The organism is Aeromonas sp. L_1B5_3, from assembly GCF_963866575.1.
Lineage (GTDB): Bacteria > Pseudomonadota > Gammaproteobacteria > Enterobacterales > Aeromonadaceae > Aeromonas > Aeromonas jandaei.
In genome coordinates this window covers 20,300-38,006 of the sequence record NZ_CAWMDN010000123.1, presented here as the reverse complement: position 1 = coordinate 38,006, position 17,707 = coordinate 20,300, and the positions used below count along the sequence as shown (strand labels likewise).

17 protein-coding genes are annotated in these 17,707 nt (G+C 60.9%); 11 read left to right on the top strand and 6 right to left on the bottom strand.

The genetic code is table 11. The features are described 5' to 3' along the window. Entirely contained in the window at nt 1-1,224 is a 1,224-nt protein-coding gene (locus tag AACR93_RS14790) for an Nramp family divalent metal transporter (RefSeq protein ID WP_043851161.1), read from the bottom strand. 237 nt (nt 1,225-1,461) lie between these two features. Between AACR93_RS14790 and rpsF the strand changes: the two genes are divergently transcribed. The 4 genes from rpsF to AACR93_RS14770 all read left to right on the top strand — a co-directional run bounded on the left by rpsF (nt 1,462) and on the right by AACR93_RS14770 (nt 3,450). Then, a complete protein-coding gene (gene rpsF, locus AACR93_RS14785; RefSeq protein ID WP_005308887.1) occupies nt 1,462-1,848 on the top strand; it encodes a 30S ribosomal protein S6 in 387 nt (128 codons plus the stop codon). Between the two features lie 30 nt (nt 1,849-1,878). Further along, nucleotides 1,879-2,109 carry a 30S ribosomal protein S18 gene (gene rpsR / locus AACR93_RS14780; protein WP_005308890.1) on the top strand — a complete coding sequence of 77 codons (231 nt, stop codon included), beginning with the start codon at nt 1,879-1,881 and terminating at the stop codon, nt 2,107-2,109. A 52-nt stretch (nt 2,110-2,161) separates the two neighbouring features. Next, nucleotides 2,162-2,608, top strand: coding sequence for a 50S ribosomal protein L9 (gene rplI / locus AACR93_RS14775; protein WP_005340490.1), 447 nt, complete (start codon nt 2,162-2,164; stop codon nt 2,606-2,608). Nucleotides 2,609-2,709: 101 nt separating this feature from the next. Next, nucleotides 2,710-3,450, top strand: a complete 741-nt coding sequence (locus AACR93_RS14770; RefSeq protein ID WP_043851160.1) for a ferredoxin--NADP reductase — start codon at nt 2,710-2,712, stop codon at nt 3,448-3,450. Between the two features lie 41 nt (nt 3,451-3,491). On the opposite strand, the gene AACR93_RS14765 is transcribed toward AACR93_RS14770, so the two are convergent. Next, nucleotides 3,492-3,788: a hypothetical protein gene (locus tag AACR93_RS14765; RefSeq protein WP_043851195.1), complete on the bottom strand. Its 297-nt coding sequence runs from the start codon at nt 3,786-3,788 to the stop codon at nt 3,492-3,494. A gap of 257 nt (nt 3,789-4,045) precedes the next feature. Here AACR93_RS14765 and AACR93_RS14760 point away from each other — a divergent pair, with 257 nt between their 5' ends. Next, complete coding sequence (locus AACR93_RS14760; protein WP_043851159.1) at nt 4,046-5,047, top strand: hypothetical protein; 1,002 nt, start codon at nt 4,046-4,048, stop codon at nt 5,045-5,047. A 49-nt stretch (nt 5,048-5,096) separates the two neighbouring features. On the opposite strand, the gene AACR93_RS14755 is transcribed toward AACR93_RS14760, so the two are convergent. Further along, a complete protein-coding gene (locus AACR93_RS14755) occupies nt 5,097-5,264 on the bottom strand; it encodes a hypothetical protein (RefSeq protein ID WP_162516863.1) in 168 nt (55 codons plus the stop codon). A gap of 56 nt (nt 5,265-5,320) precedes the next feature. On the opposite strand from AACR93_RS14755, the gene AACR93_RS14750 reads away from it, so the two are divergent. The 4 genes from AACR93_RS14750 (at nt 5,321) to gshA (ending at nt 11,229) form a co-directional block, all read left to right on the top strand. Next, a complete protein-coding gene (locus AACR93_RS14750) occupies nt 5,321-6,295 on the top strand; it encodes an NADP-dependent oxidoreductase (protein WP_052497079.1) in 975 nt (324 codons plus the stop codon). Then, complete coding sequence (locus AACR93_RS14745) at nt 6,292-6,729, top strand: YqaA family protein (protein WP_033112967.1); 438 nt, start codon at nt 6,292-6,294, stop codon at nt 6,727-6,729. The genes AACR93_RS14750 and AACR93_RS14745 overlap by 4 nt, the downstream gene beginning before the upstream one ends. 26 nt (nt 6,730-6,755) lie before the next feature. Further along, nucleotides 6,756-9,569 carry a M16 family metallopeptidase gene (locus AACR93_RS14740; protein WP_043851157.1) on the top strand — a complete coding sequence of 938 codons (2,814 nt, stop codon included), beginning with the start codon at nt 6,756-6,758 and terminating at the stop codon, nt 9,567-9,569. Nucleotides 9,570-9,630: 61 nt separating this feature from the next. Next, nucleotides 9,631-11,229, top strand: a complete 1,599-nt coding sequence (gene gshA / locus AACR93_RS14735; protein ID WP_043851156.1) for a glutamate--cysteine ligase — start codon at nt 9,631-9,633, stop codon at nt 11,227-11,229. A gap of 63 nt (nt 11,230-11,292) precedes the next feature. On the opposite strand, the gene AACR93_RS14730 is transcribed toward gshA, so the two are convergent. The 3 genes from AACR93_RS14730 to AACR93_RS14720 all read right to left on the bottom strand — a co-directional run bounded on the left by AACR93_RS14730 (nt 11,293) and on the right by AACR93_RS14720 (nt 14,322). Then, nucleotides 11,293-13,083, bottom strand: coding sequence for an AMP-dependent synthetase/ligase (locus tag AACR93_RS14730; RefSeq protein WP_043851155.1), 1,791 nt, complete (start codon nt 13,081-13,083; stop codon nt 11,293-11,295). A 305-nt stretch (nt 13,084-13,388) separates the two neighbouring features. Continuing rightward, nucleotides 13,389-13,838, bottom strand: coding sequence for a ribosomal protein S18-alanine N-acetyltransferase (gene rimI / locus AACR93_RS14725; RefSeq protein ID WP_043851154.1), 450 nt, complete (start codon nt 13,836-13,838; stop codon nt 13,389-13,391). A 52-nt stretch (nt 13,839-13,890) separates the two neighbouring features. After that, entirely contained in the window at nt 13,891-14,322 is a 432-nt protein-coding gene (locus AACR93_RS14720) for a DNA polymerase III subunit psi (RefSeq protein WP_043851153.1), read from the bottom strand. A gap of 235 nt (nt 14,323-14,557) precedes the next feature. Here AACR93_RS14720 and AACR93_RS14715 point away from each other — a divergent pair, with 235 nt between their 5' ends. Then, entirely contained in the window at nt 14,558-16,171 is a 1,614-nt protein-coding gene (locus tag AACR93_RS14715) for an ATPase RavA domain-containing protein (protein ID WP_043851152.1), read from the top strand. A gap of 10 nt (nt 16,172-16,181) precedes the next feature. After that, entirely contained in the window at nt 16,182-17,636 is a 1,455-nt protein-coding gene (gene viaA / locus AACR93_RS14710; protein WP_043851151.1) for an ATPase RavA stimulator ViaA, read from the top strand. Nucleotides 17,637-17,707 lie beyond the last annotated feature (71 nt).

Here is a 17,707-nt window from a genome sequence, read left to right as displayed (position 1 = left end):
CTAGATCATGGCAACCAGCAGGTAGGCATTGAGCCCGATCACCAGTGCAACGATAAGACGGCCGATTGCCTGGGTGACCGGATGGTTGCGATGTTTTCCCATCAGCGCCCGATCACCGGTCAGCATCAGCAGCGGGATCAGCGCCAGCGCGATGCCAAAACTCAGGATTACCTGACTCAATACCAATATCTCTGTCGTGTTGAAGCCCATGGCGATCACCACGAAGGCGGGGGTCATGGTGATGGCGCGGCGCAGCCAGAGCGGGATGGTGAAGCGGACGAAGCCCTGCATCACTACTTGCCCGGCCAGTGTCCCCACCACGGTAGAGCTGATGCCGGAGGCGACCAGCGAGAGGCCAAACAGGGTGGCCGCCGCCTGACCCAGCAGCGGGGTGAGGGTCTGGTAGGCTGACTCCAGCTCCGCTACCTGCTGGTGGCCCGAGCTATGAAAGGCGGCCGCCGCCATTGCCATCATTGCCAGATTGACGAAGCCGGCGATGGTCATGGCGATGGCCACATCGACCCGGGTGGTATGCAGCCGTTGGCTGACCGAGCCCTGATCCTGCGTGTGCTGGGTCAGCGCCGAGTGCAGATAGATGACGTGGGGCATCACGGTGGCACCGAGCACACCGGCGGCCAGATAGACGGCATCACTGTTGGGTAGACCTGGGAAGAGGGCACCCTCCAGCAGACTCGGCAGATGGGGGCGGGAGAAGATCAGCTCGACGATGTAGGCCGCCGCAACAAACAGCAGCAGACCGCCCACCACGAACTCCAGCGGTTTCTGGCCGCGGGATTGCAACATCAGGATCCCCCAGGTGACCACGGCGGTGATACAGGCTCCCTCCAGAAGGGTCACGCCAAGCAGCAGCTTGAAGCCGACGGCGGCGCCGATAAATTCGGCGAGATCGGTGGCCATGGCGATAATCTCCGCCTGTACCCAATATGCCCAGACCGCCGGTTTCGGCAGTCGGTCGCGGATATGCTCAGCCAGATTCTTGCCGGTGACGATGCCGAGTTTGGCCGAGAGGGTCTGCACCAGCATGGCCATCAGGTTGGCCCATACCACCACCCAGAGCAGCTGGTAGCCGAAAGTAGAGCCGGCTTGAATATTGGTAGCGAAGTTGCCCGGATCTATGTAGCCAATGGCAGCGATAAAGGCGGGCCCGAGCAGGGTCAGTTTGAATTTGCGGCTTGGAATCGTTGTAGTCAGTGCGGGTTGCATCGCATCACCCTCCATCAGGATATGGAGAGAGAATAGATCTAAATGATAATTGTTATCAATTGGTCTTTTGTATCATATCCATCGGGAAAAACTTTTGAGGTCGTCAGTTGCAGTGAGGGATGCGATTTCGTACAATACGCCGCCCTAGAAAAGCAGCGACTAAACACCATTATGTTCCTTGCCTCCGAGGTCTGGCTGCACCTGGGCGGAGGCTGAATTAATCCGTAAGGAGCTAAAATGCGTCATTACGAAATCGTCTTCATGGTTCATCCGGACCAGAGCGAGCAAGTTCCCGGCATGATCGAGCGTTACACCGGCGCCATCACCACTTCCGGTGGTACCATTCATCGCCTGGAAGATTGGGGCCGTCGTCAGCTGGCTTACCCGATCGACAAACTGCACAAAGCCCACTACGTTCTGATGAACGTAGAAGCAGAGCAAGCCGTTATCGATGAGCTGGAAACCAACTTCCGCTTCAACGATGCCGTTATCCGCAACATGATCATGCGCACCAAGCACGCCGTGACTGAAGTTTCTCCGATGGCCAAGGCCAAAGAAGAGCGCTTCACCCGTCGTGACGACGAGCGCCGCGAAGAAGCTACTGAAGCTGCTTCCGAAGAGTAATTCTGGATCACTGACTAGAGGATAAAGGCCATGGCACGTTATTTCCGTCGTCGTAAGTTCTGCCGCTTCACCGCCGAGAACGTTACCGAGATCGACTACAAAGATATCGTTACTCTGAAAAACTACATCACTGAATCTGGCAAGATCGTACCGAGCCGTATCACCGGTACCCGCGCCAAGTATCAGCGTCAGCTGGCACGCGCCATCAAGCGTGCTCGTTACCTGGCTCTGCTGCCGTACACCGATCTGCACAACAAGTAAGAATCGGTCCGGCACTTAAGCCTAACTCAACGAAATTTATAGAGGAAAGGTAATGCAAGTTATCCTGCTCGACAAAATCGCCAAACTGGGCGGTCTGGGTGACCAAGTTTCCGTGAAATCTGGTTATGCCCGTAACTACCTGATCCCGCAAGGCAAAGCTGTTATGGCCACCAAGGCCAACATCGAAGCTTTCGGTGCTCGTCGCGCTGAGCTGGAAGCCAAACTGGCTGCCAACAAAGCTGCTGCTGAAGAGCGTGCTGCCAAGCTGGCCGAACTGGCTACCGTGGTTATCGCTTCCAAGTCTGGCGACGAAGGCAAGCTGTTCGGTTCCATCGGTACCCGTGACGTGGCTGAAGCCATCACTGCTGCCGGCGTAGCCGTTGCCAAGAGCGAAGTCCGCATGGGCAACGTTCTGCGTAACACCGGTGACTACGAAGTTGCTGTTCAGCTGCACGCTGACGTTAAAGCAACCGTACAGATCCAGGTTGTTGCCCTGTAATAGCGATTCGCTTTTGCAGAAAAAACCCGCGCACTTGCGCGGGTTTTTTATTTTCAGGCCCGGGGGTAGAGTGAAGCTCTGTTCCTCAGGAGGAGATCTCTATGGCCTGGGTCGAAGGTAGCGTCATCGAACGCATCGAATGGACACCCACTCTGTTCTCCCTGCGGGTAGCGGCCGATCTGGCCCCCTACAAGGCAGGTCAATTCACCAAACTGGCCCTTGAGCAGGGCGAGCGGCGCATTCAGCGCGCCTACTCCTTCGTCAATCCTCCCTCTGCGCCATACCACGAGTTCTATCTGGTCGAGATCCCGAGCGGTGAGCTGACCCCCTCCCTCGGCTCGCTGCAAGCGGGCGATACTCTGCTGGTGCAGTCTCTGGCCACCGGTTTTCTGACACTGGATGAGGTACCGGCTGGACGCGATCTCTGGCTGCTCTCGACCGGCACCGCCATCGGCCCCTTCCTCTCCATGCTGGCCGAGGGCGAGGCCTTCAACCGTTTCGAGAATCTGGTGCTGGTACACGGGGTGCGCAAAGGCGAAGAGCTGAGCTATCAGGCTTTGATCGCCAGCTTTGCCGAGCAGCATGGCGAGCGCTTTCGTTATGTCCCCTTTGTCAGCCGCGAGCCGTGGCCCGATGCAATGGCGGGACGGATCCCGGCGGCGATTGCCAACGGCCAGTTGCAGCAGCGGGTAGGGTTGGAGTTCTCACCCGAACTGAGTCAGGTGCTTATCTGTGGCAATCCGGAGATGGTGAAAGAGACTCAGCAGACCTTGCTGGCACTGGGGTTGGCCAAAAATCTGCGCCGGGCACCTGGTAATATCAGTGCGGAGAACTACTGGTAACGCAACATGATGGTGGGGCCACTCGGCCCCTGCTCATTTGATTACTGGTTGTTGCCCTGCGGAGCGGGCATCTGGTTGGTGCTGGGGGGCTGATTGCGATTCTCTTCGCTCTCGACATTGACTCTCATCCCCTTGCAGTCAGAGGGAATATAGTCGTTTACCCCCAGATCGAGGCACTCTTTCTGGCTCCAGCCAAACTGCTTGTCATCCCAGTCCAGATTGAAGGTCATCGCATCGACAGAGAAGGTTGAGCCGCTGCTCTCCTGGGATGGTTGGTCGGCATGGGCTGTGCCGGCGAGCAGCAAGAGTGAGAGGAGCAAAGGGGTCGTTCTGTTCATGATGGCCTCGGATAATTGCAACGGCGGATGAGTATACGTCTGCGGGCTGAACCCGGGCGGAATCGCATCCCATCTCGCCACACGATGAAGTCAGGAGGGGGATTGTAGCGCTTTTCTGCTGCCAATTTGTCCGTTTTGGTCGCACTCTGGGCAGCTGGTTTGCAATATGAAGGAATTCAGGTGTTTGCCCTTCTCTGAACGGCTCTGCCGACTATAATCGGCAGCCAACTTTTCCTGCACTGCACCACAGTTTCACCATGACCACACAGGACGCTTCCGCGCTGCGCTATCCCAAGGGATGGTTCGCGCTCACCACGGTATACAGTTTTACCGGACTGGCCATTCTGGCCTCCATCATCTTCTCCCTGCTGCTGTTTCTCTCCATCGATGACAACCCGCTGATGAAGTGGCTGTTTGGCGGTCTGGCGATCATTTTCGAGCTGGGCAAGTTCTACGTCTGGTACGAGTACGGCGAGCGCAAGGCGCGCCGGGATCTGAGTGGTGCCTTCTGGTCGTTGCTGTTCTACAGCGTGCTGGCGGCTATCTCCATCGGTGGCAGTATCGGCGGTATCAATAGCGCTACCAATACGGTGCTGAGCCAGCAGGCGCGCCATGAACGGGAGATCTCCCGTTTTGACGAACAGATCGCCAGCATCGAGCGGCAGATCCAGCTAAACGAAGAGGCGGCCCGCAAATATATCGAGTTGGAGCGCATCTCCAGCGGTGTATCCTCGTTGCAGCACGCCAACACCAAGCTGCGCTTGCAGCAGGATGAGCTGCGTCAGCAGCGCGATGCCAAGCCGGTCAACGAGCAATCCTCCATGCTGGGGCTGATGAGCAGTCTGGCGGACGGGGTCGGGATGAGCATCAGCCAGGTGCAGTTTCTGCTGGTCTGTTTCCTCTCGGTGCTGCTAGACGTGTTCGGTGCCTTCTTCGTCAGCCTGATCGGTGAGGAGAGCCGTTTTCGCCGGATGTGGCGCTGGCAGCAGGCTCGCGCCCGTGCCGAGGAGCAGGAGGCGCTGGCTCAGGCAGCCCAGCTCGAGCCCATGCTGCCGCCGGAGCCTGCACCCGAGGTGCTGGCACAGGTGCGCGGCGCGCTGGAGAGCGGTGAGCTCAAGTGCAGCAAGCGCTCGGTGGCACAGGCGCTGTCACTCTCGCTGGAGGAGGTGGATCGGGTGTTCCACCATCTGCTGTCGCAGGGGGTACTGGGGCAGGGGAGCAATCGTCACTACTACCTCAATTCGCAGCCGGTGCAGTAACGACAGCGACAAAAAGGCCACCGATGAGGTGGCCTTTTTCGTATCTGATTCAGTTGGTCAGCACCATCATCAGGCTGAGGAAGGCGGCCAGTCCGCCACCGATGCCGATGATCCAGTAAAACCCCTTGGCCCCCTGTTTGAGCGGGATGCGGAAGTAGAGCAGGAATGCCCACCACCCCAGCGCCAGCAACAGAGGAATAAGAAACATTCGAGCCATGGTCTCCTCGCTGTTATTCTGTTGACCCTCGATGCATCAACAGGATGGCTTGTGCAATGACGCAACTACAGATTACCGCATTCGGCGACCCCTCGGTACTCAAGCTCAACTCCTCTCTCGACAAGGTGCCTGCCGATGGCGAAGTACGGGTGCGCATCTGCTTTGCGGGGGTCAACCCCATCGATGCCAAGACCCGGGCCGGTCTTGGCTGGGCTGCTGCTCAGAACAAGGACAAGCTGCCCTGGACGCCCGGTTATGACGTGGCTGGCGTGGTGGAGCGAGTGGGTCCCGGTGTAGCCTCGCTGGCCGAGGGCGATCTGGTGTGCGGCATGGTCGGTTTTCCCCTTGCTGCCGGTGGTTACGCTGAATCCGTGGTGGCGAACGAGCACGAGCTGGTCAAGCTTGACGGGGTGAGCCTCCAGCAGGGGGCGGCGCTGCCGCTGGCGGGACTCACCGCCTGGCAGGGATTGTTCGAACATGGCGCCCTTAAGGCGGGGCAGCGAGTGCTGGTTCTGGCCGGTGCTGGCGGTGTCGGTCATCTGGCGGTGCAGTTTGCCGCTGCTTATGGTGCTCACGTGGTAGCCACGGCGAGCGGCGACAACCACAGCTTCCTCCATAGTCTCGGGGCGAATCGGATGGTGGATTACCATCAGGCCGAATGGTTCGCCGAGGCGATCGCCGATGGCCAGTTCGATCTGGTGCTGGATCTGGTGGGTGGCGAGAGCGGCAAGGTGGCGCTGGCATGCGTCAAGCCGGGTGGCCGGCTGGTGACTGTGCCCACCATCACTGCCCAGCTTATCAAGGATGCTGGCGCGGCTGCCGGTATCGAGGTGGTTGGTATGCTGGTGCACCCCGACCAGAAGCAGTTGAGCCAGATGTTGATGCTGCTGCGTCAGGGCGAAGTAAAGATTGCCATCGCCGGTGAATTTGCCCTGAGCGAGGGGGCGCTGGCCCATCAGCGCATCGAAGGGGGCCATGTACGTGGCAAGCTGCTGCTGCGCATGCCCGCCGCCGACGGTTATCCTGCATGAGCGGGATGATGGAGATGGGGCTGGGGTGGCTCTTTTTGAGCGCCTTTACCTCAGCCACTCTGTTGCCCGGCAGCTCGGAAGTGCTGCTGGGGGCCATGGCGGCCAAAGGGGAGTGGAGCATGGCGAGCCTGCTGCTGTGGGCGACGCTGGGCAACACCCTTGGCTCCATGACCACCTGGTGGCTTGGCTGGCTCGCCACCTTCAAGAAAAAACCGGAAGATTTTCAAGGCCGTGGGGAACAAAAAGCCCTCGGCTGGCTCAAACAACATGGCCACTGGTGTCTGCTGCTTGCCTGGACGCCTGTGGTCGGTGATGGACTCTGTCTGCTGGCCGGCTGGCTGCGCCTCTCCTTCTGGCGCTCTCTTGTCCTGATAGGGCTCGGCAAATTGTTGCGTTACGCTCTGGTATTTCTACTGGCCAGTCAGATCTTCTAGCCCTTTTTGTCACTCACGAGGTTACCGTGAACAAAGTCATACCTTTAACCATTCTGCTGGGCTTCACCCTGCCCGTGCTGGCGGCTCCGACTCTGGTCTCCGAGCAGGTCAAGGAGGAGGGCAAGCTCGCCATCCCTTATCAGATGTACAAGCTGGACAACGGCCTGACCGTCATTCTGGCGCCCGACAAATCCGATCCGCTGGTGCATCTCGACGTCACCTATCACGTCGGGTCGTCACGCGAGACGGTCGGCAAGTCCGGTTTTGCCCACTTCTTCGAGCACATGATGTTCCAGGGCTCCAAGCACGTCGGTGATCAGGAGCATATGCGGATCATCAACGAAGCCGGTGGTGACATGAACGGCACCACCAACAAGGATCGTACCAACTACTACGAAACCGTGCCGGCCAACCAGCTGGAGAAGGTGCTCTGGCTGGAGGCCGACCGGATGGGCTTCCTGCTCGATGCGGTGAGCCAGAAGAAGTTCGAGATCCAGCGCGCCACCGTCAAGAACGAGCGGGCCCAGCGTATCGACAACCAGCCCTACGGTCTGGTGAGCGAGAAGGTGGGCGAGGCGCTCTATCCGCGCACTCACCCCTACTCCTGGCAGCCCATCGGCTATGTGGAGGATCTCGACCGGGTTGACGTCAACGACCTCAAGCAGTTCTTCCTGCGCTGGTATGGCCCCAACAACGCGACTCTGACCCTGGGCGGCGATTTTGATACCAAGCAGGCCCTCGACTGGATCGAGAAGTACTTTGGCTCCATCCCGCGTGGCCCGGAAGTGGCCGAGCCGACGCCAAAACCGGTTACCCTGCCCGAGACCCGCTACGTGACGCTGCAGGACAAGGTGCACCTGCCGCTGCTCTATATAAGCTATCCGACCGTGTCACTGGGTGATCCGCAGGAGCCGGCACTCGACATGTTCGCCGACGTGCTCGGCGGCTCCGCCAGCTCCATGCTCTACCAGTCGCTGGTCAAGACCGGCAAGGCGATCGATGCGGGTGCCTCGCACTACTGCGAAGAGCTGGCCTGCACTCTGACCGTCTACGCCTACCCCAACCCGGCGGTGGATGGCAGCCTCAAGACCCTCAAGGCGGAGGTGGACAAGGTGATCGGCGAGTTCGCCCAGCGCGGCCTCAAGCCGGAGGATCTGGAGAAGGCGATCAACAGCTATCGCGCCTCGGCCATCTGGGGGCTCGACAGCGTCTCCGGCAAGGTGAGCCAGCTCGCCATGGGTCAGGTGTTTGCCCAGGATCCCAACTACGTCTTCAAGACCCTCGACGCCATCGGCAAGGTGACGCCGGAGCAGGTCAAAACTGCTTACGACCAGTTCATTGCCAACAAGCCGGCGGTGGTGCTGAGCGTGGTGCCCAAAGGCAAGGCCGAGTGGCAGGTCGCTACCCCGAATTTCACTCCGGCCAAACGCGAGCTGCCGGACTACAGCAAGCATGATCAGGCGCTGGCCGAGCGACCGGTAAAAGACAGTTTCGATCGCAGCGTACAGCCCAAGGCGGCCGATGCGGTGAGCGTCAAGGTGCCCGCCATCTGGCACGGCAAACTCGACAAGAACATCGAGATCATCGGCACCCGAAGTGACGAAATCCCGGCGGTTTCCATCATGATCGCCCTGCCGGGCGGAATCCGGGCCGAGGAGAAGGGGCAGCTGGGGCTGGCCAATCTGACCGCAGCCATGATGGGGCAGGGGTCGGTACGCCTGACCGAGGGGCAGCTCAGCGACGAGCTGCAAAAGCTGGGCTCAAGCATCGATGTCTCCAGTGCCCAGTACAACACGCTGATCACCATCAGCTCGCTGGCCGACAAGTTGCCACAGACGCTGGCGCTGGTGCGCGAAGTGTTCGAGCGCCCCGGTATGCGGGAGGCGGACTTCGAGCGGGTCAAGGCGCAAATGCTGCAGGGGATGCAACAGGCCCAGCAGCAGCCTGAATGGCTGGCGGGACAGGCATTCCGCGAGCTGGTCTATGGCAAGAACAACCGCCTCGGCCAACCCTCCGACGGGGTACCTGCCGATGTGGCCAAGCTGACGCTGGCGGATGTGAAGCACTACTATCAGGCCTACTACAACCCCTCCAATGGCAAGGTTGTGGTGGCGGGCGATGTGAGCCAGAAGCTGATCGAAGAGCAGCTCGGCTTCCTGAGCGACTGGAAAGGGGCGACGCCGGCTCTGGGGGATCTCAAACTCAAAGGCAAGCAGGCCAAGCCGGGCATCTATCTGGTGGACAAACCGGGGGCGCCCCAGTCGGTGATCCGCATCGGCCGCCGTGCCATGCCGTTTGATACCACGGGTGACTACTTCACCGCCGGGCTGATGAACTTCAATCTGGGTGGCAACTTCAACAGCCGCATCAACCTCAACCTGCGCGAAGACAAGGGCTACACCTACGGTGCCAGCTCCGGCTTCTCCGCCAACCGCGAGGTGGGTACCTTTGCCACCGGCGCCAATGTGCGTACCGATGCGACCGTAGATGCCATTCGCCAGTTCCTCAAGGAGATGGACAACTACCGCAAGAGCGGCCCGACCCCGGTCGAGCTGGCCTATATGCGTAGCGCCGTTTCCCAGCAGGATGCCCTCTCTTACGAGACCTTGGGCCAGAAGGCGGGCTTCCTGCTGCAGATGGTGATGTATGGCCTGAAACCGGACTATGTGCAGGCCCAGAACAACCTGATCAAGACGGTGTCGGCCGAGACGCTCAAGGCGAGTGCTGCCCGCTGGCTCAATCCGGCTGACATGGTGATCGTGGTGGTGGGAGACAAGCAAAAGCTTGAAAAACCCCTGAAGGAGCTTCATCTTCCCATCTATCCGCTGCAGTTGCCGTAACTGACGCTTTATAAAAATCAAGAGCCGCCCCGGATGGGGCGGCCTCACATGAGCCGTGAATATGACTACAACAAGCTTGTCACTCACCGAGTTGCTGACTGCGCTGGGATCTCCCGAGCGATTGACTGCTCTCAAGGGGATCCGGCGCGGGATCGAGCGTGAATGTCTGCGCATCACGCCGGATGGCCGACTCGCCCAGAGTGACCATCCCCGGTCGCTGGGCTCGGCCCTGACCCATCCCAACATTACCACCGACTACTCGGAGAGCCTGCTGGAGTTCATCACCCCGGCTACCGACTCCCTCGACAGCCTGATGGAGCAACTGGGTGACATCCATCACCATGTGATGCGTCATCTGGGTGACGAGCGGATCTGGCCGCTCTCCATGCCCTGCTTCGTCGGCGGTGAGGAGAGCATCCGGCTGGCCCAATACGGCAGCTCCAACATCGGCAAAATGAAGACTCTCTACCGGCAGGGGTTGAAGAATCGCTACGGCAGCCTGATGCAGGTGATCGCCGGGGTGCACTTCAACTTCTCCATGCCCGACAGCTTCTGGAGCGAGTGGCAGGATCTGGTGTGCGAAGGGTGCTGCAGCCAGCGCTTTATCTCCGACAAGTACATGGGGCTTATTCGCAACGTCTACCGCTTCGGCTGGCTGGTGCCCTACCTGTTCGGCGCCTCGCCGGCCATCTGCGAATCTTTCCTCAAAGGGCGCAAGAGCAACCTGCCGTTCGAGAAGACTGGCAAGGGCACCCTCTATCTGCCTTACGCCACCGCGCTGCGTCTCTCCGATCTGGGCTATACCAACAGCTCCCAGGCGGGGCTCAAGATCAGCCACGACAATCTGCCGGCCTATGTCAGCAGTCTGCGCCGCGCCATCAATACTCATGATCCCGAGTTCGCCAAGATCGGGGTCAAGGTGAATGGGGAGTATCGCCAGCTCAACGACAACGTGCTGCAGCTGGAGAACGAGCTGTATGCCCCGATCCGGCCCAAGCGCACCCCGCGTAGCGGCGAGAAGCCGTCGGATGCGCTGGAGCAGCGCGGCATCGAGTACATCGAGCTGCGTACCGTTGACGTCAACCCCTTCACGCCGCTGGGGATCGACGCCGATCAAATCCGCTTCTTCGACCTGTTCCTGGTCTGGTGTCTGCTGCGCCCCTCTCCGGTGCTGAACGAGGAGGAGATTGCCCGCAATCGCCGCAACCAGAGCAAGGTGGTGCTGGAGGGGCGTCGCCCCGGCCTGATGCTTGAAGATGAGCAGGGCAATGCTATTGGCCTCAAAGAGTACGGCCTCAAGCTGTTCGACGAGCTGGCTCAGGTGGCCGAACTGCTGGATCGCTGTTGCGGCCGCAACCGCTATCGCGAGACGCTGGCGATGCATCGCGAGAAGCTGCTCAACCCCGAGCTGACCTACTCCGCCCGCATGCTCAAGGAGCTGCTGGAGAGCGGCAAGGACAACGGCTGCTACGGCGACAAGCTGGCGACCCGTTATCGCGAGGAGCTGCTGGCTGGGGAGCTGCAGTACTGGGATGAGTCCTACTTTACCGGTGAGGCGAAGGATTCGCTGGCCAAGCAGCGGGAGCGCGAGCGCAGCGACAGCGTGTCGTTCGACGACTTCCTGGCCGACTACTTCGGGACCAGCAAGACCACTGCCTGACGGCAGACCAATAAAAAAGCCGCTCGATGAGCGGCTTTTTTGTTTCCGGAAACCCGAGCGGTATCAGACGTGGTTATACATCGCCTCGATTTCGCTCTGGTACTTGGCTTCGATGATCTTGCGGCGCAGCTTCATGGTGGGGGTGAGTTCACCCAGCTCCATGGAGAAGGCGCTCGGCAGCAGGGTGAACTTCTTCACCTGCTCGAACTTGGCCAGCTCTTTTTGCAGATCGGCGATGCGTGATTCGAAGAACTCCACTACCCGGGAGTGGCGCAGCAGTTCGGTCTTGCACTGGTACTGCAGGTTGATGGAGCGAGCGTACTCCTCCAGCGACTCGAAGCAGGGCACGATCAGCGCCGAGACGAAGTGGCGAGCATCGGCGACGATGGCGATCTGCTCGATGAAGCGATCTTTGCCGATGGTTCCCTCGACCAGTTGTGGCGCCACGTACTTGCCGTTGGAGGTCTTCATCAGCTCCTTGAGGCGCTCGGTGAAGTAGATGTTGCCTTCGCTGTCGAGCTCGGCGGCATCACCGGTGCGCAGGAAGCCATCTTCGGTCATCACCTCGGCGGTCGCTTCCGGCTTGTTGTAGTAGCCGCGCATCACGGTGGGGGAGCGCACCAGCAGTTCGTTGTTCTCACCCAGCTTCACTTCGATACCGTTCAACACAGTGCCGATGGAACCCAGCTTGAAATGCTGATCTTCGTAGCAGCAGACGGTGGCTGTGGTTTCGGTCATGCCGTAGCCGTACTTGAGGTTGAGCCCCATCGCCTGGAAGAAGAGGTTCACATCGTCGGCGAGACGGGCACCGGCTACCGGCAGGAAGCGGGTACGACCGCCAAAGCGGGCGCGCAGCTTGCGAAACACCAGCCGCTCGGCGAGCCAGAGCTGGCCGTAGAGCAGGGGAGAGGCGGACTTGCCAGCCTGACGGGTGGCGACCATCTGCTTGCCAACGCGGGTGGCCCAGCCAAACAGGGCCTGACGCAGGCGCGGAGCTTGGGCAACCCGGGCCTGGATCATGGCGTAGGCCTTCTCGTAGAGGCGCGGCACGGCGCACATCACGGTCGGCTGCACGTCGCCAATCACATCCATCACCTTCTGCGGATCGCGGATGTAGACGTTCTCGGCGCCGCAATAGAGCACGTAGTAGCTCCAGGCGCGCTCGAACACGTGGCTGAGCGGCAGCATGCAGAGCGACACATCCTGCTCGTTCAGATCGAGGCGGCTGTTGTGCATCTCGAAACAGGCGGCGATGTTGGCGAAATCGAGCATCACCCCTTTGGGCTCGCCGGTGGTGCCGGAGGTGTAGATCAGGGTCAGCAGATCGTCCATCCGGTACTGGCTCTCCCGTACACGCAGCTCCTGCTCGCTGGGCTGATGGTTGCCGGAGACCAGAAACTCCTGAAAGTGGCTCGCTTGCGGGCAGCCGCGCAGGTTGACGCTGCCGTCGAGGGCGACGAGCTGGCGGATCTCGCCGCTTTCAATCAGTTGCAGTGCCTGATCGAACTGGGGCTGCTCGCCGACAAACAGCAGGCCGATGTTGGCATCGCGCACGATATAGCGCAGCTGCTCGAGGGTGCTGGTAGGGTAGATGGGGACGCTGACGCCGCGCGCGGCGAGGATGCCGAGATCGGCCTGGGTCCACTCCGGCATGTTGCGCGAATAGATGCCGACCATTTCGGTGGGCTGGTGTCCGGCGCGGATCAGGGCCTGGGCACAGTAGTCCATGGCCTGACCCAGAGTGCGCCAGCCGATGGCACGCCATTGACCATCCTGCTGAACGCGCAGGGCAGCCTTGTTGCCAAGCCGGGCAATACGCTCGCGCATCAATTGAACCAGATGAAGCTTCGGCATCAATCAAACATCCTTTCGTTACAGTTGTACGCCCACGAGGGCACTAAAAAGCGGGCTAGAGTTTAAACTCCAATATTACAGCTTACAAGTGTTCGCCGTTTGTTCTGGATCACAAAGAGGGCAAATAGCCCATCTTCTGCACAGTGCGAGCGGCTTGGTTGAGACCGGATCCGACGTTAGGGGTAGAAGCTCGGTAGGCAAGGGGAGTGGGCAAGCGAAGGGGAGCGGGAAATGGGGGGAGGTGAGAGGAGGGCTGGGTTCCCTCCTCGTTCAGTCACTATGTCGGTGGGGCGCGATTGCCGGGATCAGCTGAAGTCGAACAGGCGCGACATCAACACAGCGTCTTCCCGATCCTGGCCGGTGCCGTAGTAGTCGGCGCGGCGGCAATACTCGGCAAAACCGGCGCTCTCGTAGAGATTGATGGCGGTCTGGTTACCGGCGCGCACCTCGAGGAACCAGGCCTGTGCCCCGCTCTGCTTGCTGTGCGCGAGATAATGTTGCAGCAGCGCCCGGCCCAGCCCCTTGCCCTGAAAAGCGGGGTGGACGCAGATGTTCATCAGCGAGCTGTCACCCGCCACCAGATCCGAGATATAGAAGCCCGCCGGCTTGCCATCGACCAGCATCAGGGTGTTGAGGTAGCGGGGGCCAAAGCAGGAGAGCAGGTTGGCCTGACTCCATGGCTCCTTGTGGGCGGCCTGTTCAACGGGATAGACGAGGTCGAAGTCGGCTTCGAGCAGGGGGCGAAACTCAGGCATGGTGGCTCCGTGGGATAACGTCAAAGCCCGCAGCGACGGGCATGGGATTGGGTCAGGCTGTCCGGGCGGCGAGATGTGGCTGCAACTGTTGCCACAGTGCCCGCTTTTCGGCACTGCCGGGGACGAGCGGGCAGACGAGGGCATCGGGCCAGCGGGAATCGGCCTCGGTCAGCCAGAGCAGCGGTGACGGCTCTTGTTGCAGCCAGTGCGCCTCCGGGGGCGTGCTCAGCAGCGTGACCTCATCGGTTCTGATGGCGAGCAGCTGGCAGATATCCTCCATCAGTGTCGCGGCAGGCAGTGCCTGAGCCAGCAGCCAGAGCTTGCCGGCAGGGCGAGGGGCCTGTGGGATAGCCTCTTGCGGCGATTCCGTACTGGCTACTTCAGCCTCTTCGGCAGGGGCGACACCCAGCATGGCCGGACGACGCAGCTGCCAGCTCTGAATGCCCATGCGGGCCAGCATGCTTTGACGTACGGGGTCTATCATGGGTGAGTCACTCTCTTGGCTGCATTGGGGAAAATCGTGCCGGCAGGGTACACGCGAACGGGTTGCTCTGCACCCTTTGCTGCCCTCTGCGGGGGTTATCCGGTTTTTTTCCTGCCAGAGTCGGGTATTCTGGCGAAATAAGACCAGATAAATATCATAACAAGAGAAACCCCAAGGACGAACAGGTGACCCTCACCCCTTGGGCTTATCATCATCCCAGCCTGGAATTGTCTCTATGTCGCCTTTAGCTCAAGCCACGAACTCTGCGCGTGCCATTCCCATTCAGGAGCGCCTGCCTCGCCTGCTGGCCGCTCTGGGGGAGGGGCTCTATGAACGGCAGGATGCCCTGCGCCTCGGTTTGCTGGCAGCGCTCAGTGGCGAGAGCGTGTTTCTGCTGGGCCCGCCCGGCATCGCCAAGAGCCTGATTGCCCGCCGCCTCAAGCTGGCGTTCTTTGAGGCCCGCCACTTCGAATACCTGATGACCCGCTTCAGTACGCCGGAGGAGGTGTTCGGCCCCCTCTCCATTCAGGCTCTGAAGGAGGATGGCAAATATCTGCGCCTCACCGCCGGCTACCTGCCCGAGGCCGAGGTGGTGTTCCTCGACGAGATCTGGAAGGCGGGCCCCGCCATCCTCAACACCCTGCTCACCGCCATCAACGAGCGGCAGTTTCGCAACGGCGACAGCCAGCACCCCATTCCGATGCGGCTGCTGGTAACCGCCTCCAACGAGCTGCCAGCGCCGGACAGCGGGCTGGAAGCGCTCTATGACCGGATGCTGGTGCGGATCTGGATGGATCGGGTGCAGGAGAAGTCCAACTTTCAGGCGATGCTGGCCAGCGATGGTCACTCGCACCACAACCTGCCAGCTTCGTTGCAGATCCGCGGCGACGAGTACGAACAGTGGCAGGGCGAGATTGAACAGGTACGGCTGCCGGATGCCTGCTTCGAGCTTATCTATCAACTGCGTCAGCAGCTCGACAGCCAGCTGGCGCACCGCTGCTATGTGTCGGATCGGCGCTGGAAGAAGGCGGTACGGCTCATCAAGGCGAGCGCGTTCTTCAATGGTCGCGACGAGGTGGCCCCTCTCGATTTGCTGCTGTTCAAGGATTGCCTCTGGCATGACGAGGAGTCCCGCACCGCCCTGCTGGAGATGATGACCGAGTTCTCCCGCCTCTATGGCTATCAGCAACTGGTGATGACCCGCCAGCTGCTGGCCCTGCGCGACCAGTTCAAGCAGCTCAAACAGAGCGTGGCCCAGCGCCTCAGCTGCAAGGCGCGGCAGCGCAAGCAGTGGTTTGGCCGCCGCGCCCGGGGTATCGAGATCCCGCTCGCCAATGCCAGACCCTTTGGCAAGCTGGTGCACTTCCATCTGCTCACGCCAGCACCGCTGGATGGCAGCGATCCCGAGCGGCTGACTGATACCCTGATGTTTGATCGCACTCTGCTCTCTCACTGGCGCCCTACCGGCGAGGCGCTGGTCGGCCATCCGCTCGGCAACCCGAAAGAGGGGCACTACGAACTGGTGCTCGACGACGAACTGCGGCTGCAGGTGCTCGATATCCAGCGTCAGCAGATCCCGCTGGTGCTGGTGGAGCGCAGCGCCATTCCCGAGGTGGTGCTGGAGCCCTGGTTGCAGGCGCTCGACGAATTGCAGAGCCAGACCGGCAAGGTGCAGCAGGATCTCAAGCAGCAGCGCAGCCTGTTTGAACGTCATCAGCAGCACCTCTTTATCGCCTCGCGCTGGCTGCAGCAGGTGGAAGACAGCTTCTTCGTGCTGGGACGGGATCTCGAGCTGCTGCGCAGTGAATTGGCGCAGTGGCGCGAGCGGTTACCGCGACTGGACGGCTAAGGGGCAGATCATGCTTGAGATCGGCATGCTGGATCTGGGACTGCTGATGGGCGAGGGGGAGCTGGCGGGCGAGGTGGCGCTGTTGCTGGCCGCTTCCCCCAAGATCTCCGAGTTCATCAGGCGCTCCCCGCTGCAGGGCAAGTTGCTGAAAAAGCGCCTGCAGAGCTGGGGCGAGCAGCTGGGCGAAGAGATCCGCCACAAACCGGTGCCGGTGGCGCTGGAGCAGGAGTATCTGCTCTATCAGGCCCATCGACAACTGCCGATGACCGAGCTGGTTGGCCGTCTGCCAAGCCTGCTGGAGTCGCTGGAGCAGTACAGCCCCTTTGCCGGCGAGGCGCGATCCTTGGTGCGCCAGCTGATGGCTCACCCCACCGAGGGGTTGTGCCAGCTCTTTATTGACAAGTGGCGCGCCAGTCTGGTGGGTAGCCTGCTGCAGCTACAGCAGCAGATAGCCGAGGCGGAGCGGGAGAAGCAGCGTCAGGAGATTGAAGATCAGCTGCTGGCGAGCCGTACCCTGGCCGATGCCCTCGACCCCAACAAGATCTCCGCCGGTGGTCTGTGGGATCTGGCGCAGGGGAGCTGGCACAAGCGCAGTCTGGTGCTGGTCAAGCAGTACGCCCGGATGTTGCAGCGCGAGCCGCTGCTGGCGGAGATTGCCGGTCTGCTCGGGCGCAGCGAGCGGGATCGGCGGGCGCAAGAGCAGCCGGTGCCGCCGGTCGAGGTGCTGGAGCTGGAACCGGCACCCAGCGACGATGTGCCCGACGATCTGGTGGGCATTCATCAGGCGAGCGACCTGATGCGGCTGCTGCCAAGCGAGGCGGTGATGCTGGGCTTGCCCGAACTGGAGCTGGAGTTCTACCGCCGCTATCTGGAGCGACGCCTGCTTAGCTATCAATCGCGGGGTACCCTGCCGCGCCAGCGTATTATGCTGCGCACCCCGGAGCAGGGGGGCAAGCAGCTGCAACAGCGCGGCCCCTTTATCGTCTGCGTCGATACCTCCGGTTCCATGGGCGGATATCCGGAAGAGTGCGCCAAGGCGCTGTTTCTGGCCCTGCTGCGGGTGGCGATGGACGAGAAGCGCGGTTGCTATCTGATGCTCTTCTCCACCGAGGTGGCGACCCTCGAGATCACCGCCGATACCGGACTGGAGAAGGCGGAGCGCTTCCTCTCCATGAGTTTTCACGGCGGTACCGATCTGGTGCCTTGCCTCGAGAAGGCACTGGCCAAGCTCGATGATCCCGCCTTTGCCAAGGCGGACGTGCTGGTCATCTCCGATTTTATCGCCCAGAGCTTGCCCCACGCCCTGCTCGATCAGATGAACCGCTATCGTCAGCGCCAGACCCGTTTTCATGCGGTGGCCATGTCCCGTCACGCCAAGCAGGCGCTGCTGCGGGTGTTCGACAACAGCTGGCTGCTCGATTGCGGCCTGCGCGGCCGCTTGCTGCGCCGCTGGCAACAGCACTGAGCCGTCGCCTTGCCAAGTCATAATCCACTTGAGGCTGCCTTTAGCTGATTGATATGGCGCGTTGTTTGGTT